This window comes from Pseudomonas sp. BTN1, assembly GCF_001907715.1.
Taxonomy (GTDB): Bacteria; Pseudomonadota; Gammaproteobacteria; order Pseudomonadales; family Pseudomonadaceae; genus Aquipseudomonas; species Aquipseudomonas paracarnis.
Genome location: NZ_MPBM01000009.1, coordinates 150,747 through 161,895, shown reverse-complemented (window position 1 = coordinate 161,895; position 11,149 = coordinate 150,747). Strand labels below are relative to the sequence as shown.

Here is an 11,149-nt window from a genome sequence, read left to right as displayed (position 1 = left end):
AGATTTTCTGTGAGCGAACTCATTCGCGTACCTGACATCGGCAGCGGTGAAGGTGAAGTAATCGAGCTGTTTGTGAAGGTCGGCGACACCGTCGAAGCCGACCAGAGCATCCTGACCCTGGAGTCGGACAAAGCGAGCATGGAAATCCCTGCTCCCAAGGCCGGCGTGGTCAAGAGCCTGAAAGTGAAGCTGGGCGACCGCCTGAAAGAAGGCGACGAACTGCTGGAACTGGAAATCGAAGGCGCTGCTGATGCAGCCCCTGCGGCCGCGGCTCCGGCCGCCGCTGCACCTGCACCTGCTGCTGAAAAGCCTGCCGCTGCCGAGGCTGCTCCAGCCCCGGCCGCCGCACCTGCCGCCGCCACCGTCCAGGACATTCACGTCCCGGACATCGGCTCGTCGGGCAAGGCCAAGATCATCGAGCTGCTGGTCAAGGTCGGCGACACCGTCGAAGCCGACCAGTCGCTGATCACCCTGGAGTCCGACAAGGCCTCCATGGAGATCCCATCGCCGGCTGCCGGCGTAGTGGAAAGCATCGCGGTCAAGCTGGAAGACGAAGTCGGCACCGGTGACTTCATCCTCAAGCTCAAAGTACAAGGTGCTGCGCCAGCCGCCGCACCAGCACCGGCTGCTGCTCCGGCGGCCAAGGCTGAAGCGGCACCTGCCGCTGCTGCCCCTGCGCCGGCCGCAAAAGCCGAAGCTGCGCCAGCCCCTGCGGCGGCTGCACCTGCGCCAAGCGGTGCCAAGGTTCACGCCGGCCCAGCCGTGCGTCAGTTGGCCCGTGAATTCGGCGTCGAGCTGAGCGCTGTTGCAGCCAGCGGCCCGCACGGCCGTGTGCTGAAGGAAGACGTGCAGGTTTACGTCAAAACCATGATGCAAAAAGCCAAGGAAGCTCCGGCTGCCGGCGGCGCTACCGGTGGTTCGGGCATTCCGCCGATCCGCACCGTGGACTTCAGCCGCTTCGGCGAAACCGAAGAAGTGCCGATGACCCGCCTGATGCAAATCGGCGCGGCAGGCCTGCATGCCAGCTGGTTGAACATCCCGCACGTGACCCAATTCGACCAGGCCGATATCACCGACCTGGAAGCGTTCCGCGTTGCGCAGAAAGCCGTGGCCGAGAAGGCCGGCGTGAAGCTGACCGTACTGCCACTGCTGCTCAAGGCCTGTGCACACCTGCTCAAGGAACTGCCGGACTTCAACAGCTCGCTGGCGCCAAGCGGCAAGGCGATCATTCGCAAGAAGTACGTGCACATCGGCTTTGCGGTCGACACCCCGGATGGCCTGCTGGTACCGGTCATCAAGAACGTCGACCAGAAGAGCCTGCTGCAGCTCGCTGGCGAAGCGGCTGCGCTGGCTGCCAAGGCCCGCGACAAGAAGCTCACCCCGGACGACATGCAGGGCGCCTGCTTCACCATCTCCAGCCTCGGCCACATTGGCGGTACTGGCTTCACGCCAATCGTCAACGCGCCGGAAGTGGCGATCCTGGGTGTGTCCAAGGCCACCATCCAGCCTGTGTGGGACGGTAAAGCGTTCCAACCCAAGCTGATGCTGCCACTGTCGCTGTCCTACGATCACCGCGTGATCAACGGCGCCGCGGCTGCGCGCTTCACCCAGCGCCTGAGCCAGTTGCTGAACGACATCCGCACCATCCTGCTGTAAGTCGCAGGGCCTTCCTGTTACCGGGAAGGTCCTTGCCACACCGATTTCCGAGCGCCACGCTCGTACCTCAACCCCGCCACTTGGCGGGGCTTTTTTTGCCTGTGTTTTTGTAGACGCGAGCTTGCTCGCGAAGATCGTCAACGATGACGCGGGGCTTCTGGATAAACGCGGTGCCCTGGCGTTTTTCGCGAGCAAGAACTAGGCGTCCCCCTCGCTCCTACAGAGAACAGGCGTGAACCATCGATCACCTCAATTACAGAAATCCCTCGCGCGGCCGATAACAGGCTTATAGCACTTAGCCTTCATCCTCTCTTGTCACTGCGTCCTGCATGATGCAACCTTGCCGCAGTCGACAGTCAAGAGGGCGTGAGCCCAGCGCAGTGCGCATTTTCCCAAGCGAGTTTCCCCATGAAAAGCCAACCCGATGTCGCCCGTATGGCGGCCGAGGTAGTGACGCAATTACCGGTGCCTTCGCGCCTCGGTATGCTGCGTTTCGAGCGGCTTAATGAGGCAAGCTGGGCCCTGCTCTACCTCGATCCCAATTGCGAACGCCAGTTCGGCCTGCCGGCGGTTGAACTCTGCGCCTTGATCGGCACGCCCTACGCCAGCCTGATGGAACCCCAGGCGCGCTACCAGTTGCACGATGCGATCCAGCAACAACTGGCCCACAGCCCCCATTATCTGGTGCGCTATACCCTGCACACCCATGACGGCCCGCTGAGCGTGCTGGAAATGGGCGAGGCCTACAAACAACACAACCGCCACCTGGTGCGCGGCTACCTGATGGTGGTCGAGGGGCTGTTCAGCGAGAACAGCGCACCCGCCCCGACGGTCGACCTGGAAAACCAGAACAGCCGCCTGCAAATTGCCCTGGAGCTCAATCAGCGAGCGCAGCAGGAACAGTTGCAGCATCTGGAGCGAGTGCGCGCCCAGCAAGAACTGATCCTGCTGCTGGCGCGCCAACGCTACACCACGCCAAATTCCCTGCAAGAAGCCGCTGAACTGATCACGCGCAGCGCCTGCGACATTTACCAGATCGACTGCGCCAGCATCTGGAACCTCGAAGGCCATCACTTGGTACCGATCTCCGCCTATCACCGCGCCGATCAACAACACCACCTGCCTGAAGCCATCGATGCCAGCGGCTTCCCGGATTACCTGGAAGCCCTGCACTCCAGCCGCGCCATCGACGCCACCCACGCCATGCGCGACCCACGCACCCGGGAAATGGCTGAAAGCCTGCGCGCCAAGGACATCCACGCGATGCTCGACGCCAGCATCCGTGTCGACGGCCAGGTGGTCGGCGTGCTGTGCCTGGAACAAGGTGGCAGCCCGCGCGCCTGGCAGTCCGATGAAATCGCGTTCGCCGGCGAGTTGGCAGACCAGTTCGCCCAGGTCATCAACAACCACAACCGCCGCACTGCCACCAGCGCCTTGCACCTGTTCCAGCGCGCTGTAGAGCAAAGCGCCAACGCGTTCTTGCTGGTCAATTGCGACGGCGTGGTGGAGTACGTCAACCCCAGCTTCACCGCGATCACCCAGTACAGCGCCGAAGAAGTCCACGGCCATCGCCTGGCCCAACTGCCAGCCCTGGAGAACCTCAGCGAATTGCTGTTCGACGCGCCCTCGGCCCTGGCCAAAAGCAACAGCTGGCAAGGCGAGTTCAAGAGCCGCCGCAAGAACCTGGAACCCTACTGGGGCCAGCTGTCGATTTCCAAAGTGTATGGCGACAACCGCGAGTTGACCCACTACATCGGCATCTACGAAGACATCACCCAGACCAAGCTGGCGCAGCAGCGCATCGAACGCCTGGCCTACACCGACAACCTGACCAACCTGGGCAATCGCCCCGCGTTCATTCGCAACCTCGACGAGCGCTTTGCCCGCGACAGCGACAGCCCGATCAGCCTGCTGTTGGTGGACATCGACAACTTCAAGCGCATCAACGACAGCCTCGGCCACCAGACCGGCGACAAGTTGCTGATCAGCCTGGCGCGCCGCCTGCGCAACAGCTTGAGCAGCGGCGGCAGCCTGGCGCGTTTTGCCAGCAACGAATTCGCGGTGCTGTTGGACGACGCCGACCTTGAGACCGGCCAGCAGGTGGCCAGCCAGTTGCTGACCACCCTCGACAAGCCGATGTTCGTCGACAACCAATTGATCAGCGTCACCGGCTCCGTGGGCCTGGCCTGTGCGCCGCTGCATGGTCGCGACCCACAGACCTTGATGCGCAACGCCGGCCTGGCCCTGCACAAGGCCAAGGCCAACGGTAAACACCAGGTGCAGGTGTTCACCGAAGCCCTGAATGCCGAGGCCAGCTACAAGCTGTTCGTGGAAAACAATCTGCGCCGTGCCCTGACCCAGAACGAGCTGGACGTGTTCTACCAGCCCAAGCTATGCCTGCGCAGCGGTCGCCTGCTGGGCATGGAAGCACTGTTGCGCTGGAACCACCCGGAAAAAGGCATGATCCGCCCCGACCAGTTCATCAGCGTGGCTGAAGAAACCGGGCTGATCATCCCCATCGGTAAATGGATCGCGCGCCAGGCCTGCCGCATGAGCCGCCAATTGACGGCCGCAGGCCTGGGCAACTTGCAGGTGGCCATCAACCTGTCGCCCAAGCAATTCTCCGACCCGGACCTGGTGGCCTCGATTGCCACCATCCTCAAGGAGGAACAGCTGCCGGCCAACCTGCTGGAGCTGGAGCTGACCGAAGGCTTGCTGCTGGAAGCCACCGAAGATACGCGCCTGCAACTGGACCAGCTCAAGAGCTTTGGCCTGACCCTGGCGATGGACGACTTCGGTACCGGTTACTCGTCGCTGAGCTACTTGAAAAAATTCCCCATCGACATCATTAAGATTGATCGCAGCTTTATCCATGAAATCCCGGACAACCAGGACGACATGGAAATCACCTCGGCGGTGATCGCCATGGCCCACAACCTCAAACTCAAGGTCGTGGCCGAAGGCATCGAAACCGCTGAGCAGTTGGCGTTCCTGCGCCGGCACCGTTGCGACGTGGGCCAGGGCTACCTGTTCGACCGCCCGATCCCGGGTGCCGAGCTGATGCAGAGGCTTAAACGCTACCCGCGCGGGCCAATCGCCTGACAGCGCTGTAACACTCGGGCACACTGGCTGTCTGACAATTTACTGTTACTCAACCTGACGAGAGGACTGATCATGGTCTTGCGCTCGGAAATTCTGGTGAACAAAAACGTGCTGCCTACTCAAGAACAAGCGTTGCCTGGTCGTGAAACCCCGATGAAGTTACCGGAAACGCACTTCGTCAACGGCAACCCACTGCTGGGCCCGTTCCTGGATGACGTCGGCTTTGCGATCTTCGGCCTGGGCTGCTTCTGGGGCGCAGAACGCAAGTTCTGGCAGCGCGACGGCGTGGTCAGCACCGTGGTCGGCTACGCCGGCGGCTTCACGCCTAACCCGACTTACGAAGAAGTCTGCTCGGGCCTGACCGGCCACAGCGAAGTGGTGCTGGTGGTGTATGACCAGGCCAAGGTGAAATACGAAGACCTGCTGAAGATGTTCTGGGAACTGCACAACCCGACCCAGGGCATGCGCCAGGGCAACGACATCGGCAGCCAGTACCGCTCGGTGATCTACGCCACCACGCCGGAGCAATTGGCGGCGGCCAAAGCCAGTGCCGAGGCTTATCAGCAAGAGCTGAGCAAGGCCGGCCTGGGTGAAATCACCACGGAAATCGAAGAGGCCCCGACGGTGTACTTCGCCGAGGCGTATCACCAGCAGTACCTGGCGAAGAATCCCCAGGGTTACTGTGGGATCGGCGGCACTGGCGTGACGTGCCCGATCTAGGAAGCTACACAAACCAAAATGTGGGAGCGGGCTTGCTCGCGAAAGCGGTATATCAGTCAGCAAATTCAGTGACTGACACTCCGCTTTCGCGAGCAAGCCCGCTCCCACATTGGGTCCTGCGTTTGGATTGAGATCGGTTATTCGGCGATGAGCCAATCCATCTGCCAGCCACCCTGGGTCTGGCCCAGTTGCTTGGACAACCATGGCAGCAACTCACGCAATTCCTCTTCCAGACCCCACGGCGGGTTGGCAATCGCCAGGCCCGAGCCGGTGAGGGTGTTGGGCGTGTCCAGCGGATGCACCAGCAACTCCACACGCAGCAGCTTCGGCGCACCGGTACCGGCCAGGTCCTGGTAGAAACGGCGCAACATGCGCTGGTCTTTCACCGGGTACCAGATCGCCGCGACCGTCTGGCGCATACGGCTGACGGCTTCCTTGAGGGACGCCGCGCAACGCTGCATTTCGTCGAGTTTTTCAAACGGCGGGTCGATCAGCATCAGCCCGCGCTTTTCCGGCACCGGCAGCAAGGCCCGTGGCACATGCCAGCCCTCGCCCAGATGCACTTTGACGCGGCGATCACCCTTCATGTTGTCCTTGAGCAGCACGCCATCTTCCGGGTGCTTCTCATTGAGCAGCACACGGTCCTGGGGCCGTGTGAGGCGGCGCGCCAGTTCCGGCGAGCCCGGGTAGTAGCGCAACTGGCCATCCGGGTTCATCTCGTGCAGCACGCGCATGTAGTCGGCGGTGAGCGGAGGCAGGTCGCTTGCGCCCCACAGGCGGGCGATGCCTTCCAGGTACTCACCGGTGCGGTTGGCCTGGTCGCCCTGCAAGTCGTACAAGCCAATGCCTGCGTGAGTGTCGAGGTAGGCGAACGGCTGTTCCTTGCGCGACATCAGGGCGATGAGGCGGGTCAAGGTCAGGTGTTTGAAGACATCGGCGTGGTTGCCGGCGTGAAAGGCGTGACGATAATTCATGGTTGCTCCTGCGCAGGGGGCGAAGTTTACCTCCTACCGACGCAAAGGTGCAGGGCCGCACGGCAGGCGGCACGGATGTCACGCTATTGCCAGGGGCTCAACTGAGTTGCGAGGCAAGGTAATCAGCCAATGCGCCATGGCTGACTTGCGGGCTGCGTACGAAGTAGGCGACCTTGTGCTGCAAGGTCGCTGGCGTAAACGCGGTGTAGAGGTCAGGGCGCTGTTCCTGGAGCCATTGCAACAGGTTGTCGACCAGCACCTGCGGTGACTGCTGGGCCATATGCATCAGCAACGATGCCGGTACCTGCCACCACGGGCTGGTTGGGGCCGCAGTGACTGATTTGGGCGCCACCGACAGCGGTTGGCCGTTGACCAGGTAGCGCTGGAACACCGGCAACACGCGCGCCGCCTCGTCGCCTAATGACTGCAACATCGGCAAAAGGTGCGCGCCGTCCCAGAAGCGCAAAAACACCGGCTGGCTTTCCGGCAAGTACACCTGGGTCAACCCCTTCAAATGCGCGATCACCACCTCCAGCGGGCTGGATGAGACCGCCAGCCAGCCCCAGTCCGACGCTTGGGTGGTGGCTATCCAATCGAGAAAAGCACTGCTCGGCTCAACGACGCCAACGTAGGGCATGACCTCCTCCCAGTCAGCGTAGGCCGTGCCCACCCAGATCGGTCGCGGCATCTTCCCCGCAGCCGTGCCTTGCCAGGTGGCGAGCGGCTTGGCGTCGCTGGCATTGCCCAGCACGGCGTACAGCTGTTCATCTGGCTGCAACGGGTAGTGCGCCAGCCAGGCATTGGGCGTCAAGGGCGCGGGCATCAGGACGCACTCCGTGCATGGGCGCCGATGTCACACTGGCCGTTCTTGCAGCGCTCGCATTCTTCGCAGAACGGCGCGCTGCGTTTCAGGCTGACCACTTGTGCGCGGCTTAACGGCGCGGGAACCACGGTCAATAAAGTCTCGTTCAATCCAGGCATCAACGGTGCAGGTGTCGGAGCAGGCGCGCTGCCGAGCTGGATCGGCACACTGCTGAATATCCCGCCCGCTGACAACGTGATCGACTGCCCACCCGCCTGGATCGTCACGCTGGCACCCGCATCAATGATGATGTTTTGCCCGGCCCCCAACGCAATGGTCTGCCCGGCACGCATGTGCTGCGAACCGCCAACCACCAGATGGTCATCCTGCTTGAGCTGCGTCAAACGGTTGCCGTGGGTGATGCGCTGCTCTTCGCCCCGCAGCTCATGGCGCGACTCGCCGCCCACCTGCACGCGACGCTGGTTATCGACCTGTACCTGCTGGTCGTGCAACACATGCTGGGTCCAGTCCCGCTGGGCGCGCAGGTAGATTTCCTCAGCGCCCTTGCGGTCCTCGATACGCAGTTCGTTGTAGCCACCACCGCCAGGGCTGCTCTGGCTACGCCAGAGACTGCGGGTCTTGTCTGCGGGCAGGTCGAGGGGCACTGGCGTGGCGGCGTTGGGCAGGCACCCCACCACCAGCGGCATGTCCATGTCGCCATTGACGAACCCCACCAGCACCTCCATACCGACCCGGGGGATCAGCACCACGCCATAACGGTCATGGGCCCAGCCGCTGGCTACCCGCAGCCAGCAACTGGAATGGTCGTTGTGCTCACCGACACGATCCCAGGCCAGTTGCACCTTGACCCGGCCGTACTCGTCACAGTGGACCTCACTGTCAACCGGGCCGGTAACCACCGCGCTTTGATACCCCGACACCGTCGGGCGCGGCTGCTCTGGCAAGGGCGGACGAAACACCGCCTCCCATGGCGCGGCCACAAATGCGTTGCGATACCCCTGGCGCAGCTCCCCACCTTCTTCCTCGGTAACCGCCTCCTCCAGCACCTGAGGCTGTTTGCCTTCATGGCGCACCTGCGTCACCAGCCACAAATCATTCCAGTCCTCGCGGGGGTGCTCGCGCAACTGCAAAAACCGGCCACTGGCCAATGCCGGCTCATCGCCCTGGCCATGGGCACTGCGGTAGTCGCTGCGGTGCCGCTCCAAGCCACGCTGGGCGAGGTATCGGCCATGGGCTCGGTCGGAAAAATTGCCGGGGTAGTGCTGCGCTTCAAGCTTGGGCAAAGACTCATCGACGGCTGCGCTTTCCAGCTCGACATGGGGTTTGCGAAAGTCGTAATCGCGCAGGTTCAACGCCGTGGTCCGGGTCGCCAATTGCAAGGTGAAGCGCTTGATCCCAGGGGTATCGGCCACCATTCCCGAACCTGGCCGGTAAGGCGTGGGCTGATCCATCTGGGCAAACACCGTCTGGTCATCGCCAAACACCAGCAGATGCCCTTCGGGGGAATGCTGGAAGTGATAGTGAATCCCCAGTTCGGCACACAGGCGCTGAATGAACGCCAGGTCGCTCTCGCCGAACTGCACGCAATATTCACGCTCCGGGTAATCACCGCTCAACCGGAACTCAAAGCGATCACTGTGAATCCCCTGCCCGGCCAGCACCTGAGTAACAATCTGCGGCACCGTCTTATGCTGAAAAATACGCTGATGGCTACTGTGCGCCAGGTACGCCAGATGCGGCGCAAGACTGAGTTGGTAACGCGTCAAGCGCCGGCCCGAGTCGCCCTGGGCTAACCGATACACCAGGCCATGAACGCCATGCCCCTGATCATCGAAGCCCAAGTACACCTGGCGATGCAGCAAGCCCTCCAGATCGATATCCGGCTGCTCGCAGACCAGCTCAAGTTCAAACCGGTAAGGCTGGCTGATGGCCTCGGTGCCGTTGAACGCGAACACCTTGAAGTCACTGGGCGCCCCATCCAGGGCCAGGGTAAATGCGGGTTGGTTGGCAGGAGCGAACATCCGGTGTTTCTCTGCGAAGGGTGGGCGACCGATTCTGCACCAGCCGTTCGCCTGGCCGAGCGCTGCCTCGGCAAATAAGTAAGGTCCTACGTGAGCACCGCTGGAATCCACGGGCATCGGCGGCTATTGCACCAATCAGCCCACCCAAAAAAGGCCCAGCGTCCTTCGGACGTGGGCCTTTCTTGTTCGCTCAGCAGGCGTTAAACGCCCAGCGAATTACTTGTTCAAGTTGTAATCTTTTTCCGCCGCGTCAAAACGCTCGACCATACCCACCGTCGGTGCGCCCATCTTGCTCACGAAGTAGATCGCCAGGCTGGCGAAGATGAAGCCTGGGATGATTTCGTACAGGCCCAGCAATTCGAAGTGCTTCCACACGATCACGGTGATTGCGCCGACCAGGATGCCGGCCAGCGCGCCGTTGCGGGTCATGTGTTTCCAGATTACCGAGATCAGTACCACAGGGCCGAAGGCTGCACCGAAACCGGCCCAGGCGTAGCTGACCAGGCCCAGTACGCGGTTTTCCGGGTTGGCTGCCATGGCGATGGCGATCAAGGCCACTACCAGCACCATGATGCGACCGACCCATACCAGCTCAAGCTGGGACGCGCCCTTGCGCAGGAACGCCTTGTAGAAGTCTTCGGTCAGGGCGCTGGAGCACACCAGCAATTGGCAGCTCAGGGTGCTCATCACAGCCGCCAGAATGGCCGACAGCAACACACCGGCAACCCATGGGTTGAACAGGATTTTGGCCAGTTCGATAAACACACGCTCTGGGTTTTCAGTCACCGGGCCTGCTACTTCCGGGTGTGCCGAGAAGTAAGCGATACCGAAGAAGCCCACTGCCACGGTGCCGCCCAGGCACAGGATCATCCAGGTCATGGAAATACGACGCGCCTTGGCGATCGATTTCACCGAGTCCGCCGCCATGAAACGCGCAAGGATGTGCGGTTGGCCGAAGTAGCCCAGGCCCCAGCCCATCAGCGAAATAACGCCGATGAAGGTGGTGTTTTTCAGCATGTCGAAGCTGGTCGGGTCCTTGGCTTCAATGGCCAGGAAGGTGGTGTCTACGCCGCCGGTGGCCAGCAGCACGATGATCGGCGTAAGGATCAGCGCGAAGATCATCAGCGTGGCTTGTACGGTGTCGGTCCAACTGACTGCCAGGAAACCACCGATGAAGGTGTAGGCAATGGTCGCTGCAGCACCGGCCCACAGCGCGGTCTCGTAGGACATGCCGAAGGTGCTTTCGAACAGGCGGGCGCCGGCGACGATGCCGGAGGCGCAGTAGATGGTGAAGAACACCAGGATCACCACGGCGGAGATGATCCGCAGCAGGCCGCTCTTATCTTCGAAGCGGCTGGAGAAGTAATCCGGCAGGGTCAGGGCGTCGCCGTTGTGTTCGGTCTGCACCCGCAGGCGGCCGGCCACGAACAACCAGTTGAGGTAAGCACCGACGATCAGGCCGATGGCAATCCAGCTTTCCGACAGACCGGACATGTAGATCGCGCCCGGCAAGCCCATCAACAGCCAGCCACTCATGTCGGAAGCACCGGCGGACAAGGCTGTCACCACGCTACCGAGGCTGCGACCGCCCAGGATGTAATCGGAAAGGTTGTTGGTGGAGCGATAGGCCATCAGGCCGATCAGCACCATTGCTGCGATGTAGATCACGAACGTGATCAGGGTTGGATTGCTAACGCTCATAGGAGTGACGCCCTGGCTTTGTTTTTATGTAGCGACGGTCATGGGGACGGCCACCCGTGGATAACCGGATAGACGAACCTGCATGCCGCGCATTTATGACTGGCGTTTCCCCAGGAAAGCCGCCAGCCGATGAACCCACCCTGAGGGTTGGT

The 11,149-nt window shown here is 62.0% G+C and carries 7 protein-coding genes; 3 read left to right on the top strand and 4 right to left on the bottom strand.

What is annotated here, in order from left to right; genetic code table 11:
* The first annotated feature begins 9 nt into the window (after window positions 1-9).
* From aceF to msrA, 3 genes are all read left to right on the top strand, one after another.
* The gene (gene aceF / locus BMH52_RS04370) at window positions 10-1,656 is read left to right on the top strand and encodes a dihydrolipoyllysine-residue acetyltransferase (RefSeq protein WP_014716622.1); all 1,647 of its coding nucleotides are present in this window, start codon (window positions 10-12) and stop codon (window positions 1,654-1,656) included.
* Between the two features lie 408 nt (window positions 1,657-2,064).
* Window positions 2,065-4,758 (top strand): bifunctional diguanylate cyclase/phosphodiesterase, encoded by a 2,694-nt coding sequence (locus BMH52_RS04365; RefSeq protein WP_020301653.1) that lies wholly within the window; start codon window positions 2,065-2,067, stop codon window positions 4,756-4,758.
* Between the two features lie 72 nt (window positions 4,759-4,830).
* Window positions 4,831-5,478 carry a peptide-methionine (S)-S-oxide reductase MsrA gene (gene msrA / locus BMH52_RS04360; protein WP_014716620.1) on the top strand — a complete coding sequence of 216 codons (648 nt, stop codon included), beginning with the start codon at window positions 4,831-4,833 and terminating at the stop codon, window positions 5,476-5,478.
* Window positions 5,479-5,615: 137 nt separating this feature from the next.
* On the opposite strand, the gene BMH52_RS04355 is transcribed toward msrA, so the two are convergent.
* From BMH52_RS04355 to putP, 4 genes are all read right to left on the bottom strand, one after another.
* Window positions 5,616-6,452: a 23S rRNA (adenine(2030)-N(6))-methyltransferase RlmJ gene (locus BMH52_RS04355; RefSeq protein WP_014716619.1), complete on the bottom strand. Its 837-nt coding sequence runs from the start codon at window positions 6,450-6,452 to the stop codon at window positions 5,616-5,618.
* A 97-nt stretch (window positions 6,453-6,549) separates the two neighbouring features.
* Complete coding sequence (locus tag BMH52_RS04350; RefSeq protein ID WP_073842999.1) at window positions 6,550-7,275, bottom strand: DUF4123 domain-containing protein; 726 nt, start codon at window positions 7,273-7,275, stop codon at window positions 6,550-6,552.
* Entirely contained in the window at window positions 7,275-9,296 is a 2,022-nt protein-coding gene (gene tssI, locus BMH52_RS04345) for a type VI secretion system tip protein TssI/VgrG (protein ID WP_073842997.1), read from the bottom strand. The genes BMH52_RS04350 and tssI overlap by 1 nt, the downstream gene beginning before the upstream one ends.
* Before the next feature lie 216 nt (window positions 9,297-9,512).
* The gene (gene putP, locus BMH52_RS04340; protein ID WP_034125609.1) at window positions 9,513-10,997 is read right to left on the bottom strand and encodes a sodium/proline symporter PutP; all 1,485 of its coding nucleotides are present in this window, start codon (window positions 10,995-10,997) and stop codon (window positions 9,513-9,515) included.
* Window positions 10,998-11,149 lie beyond the last annotated feature (152 nt).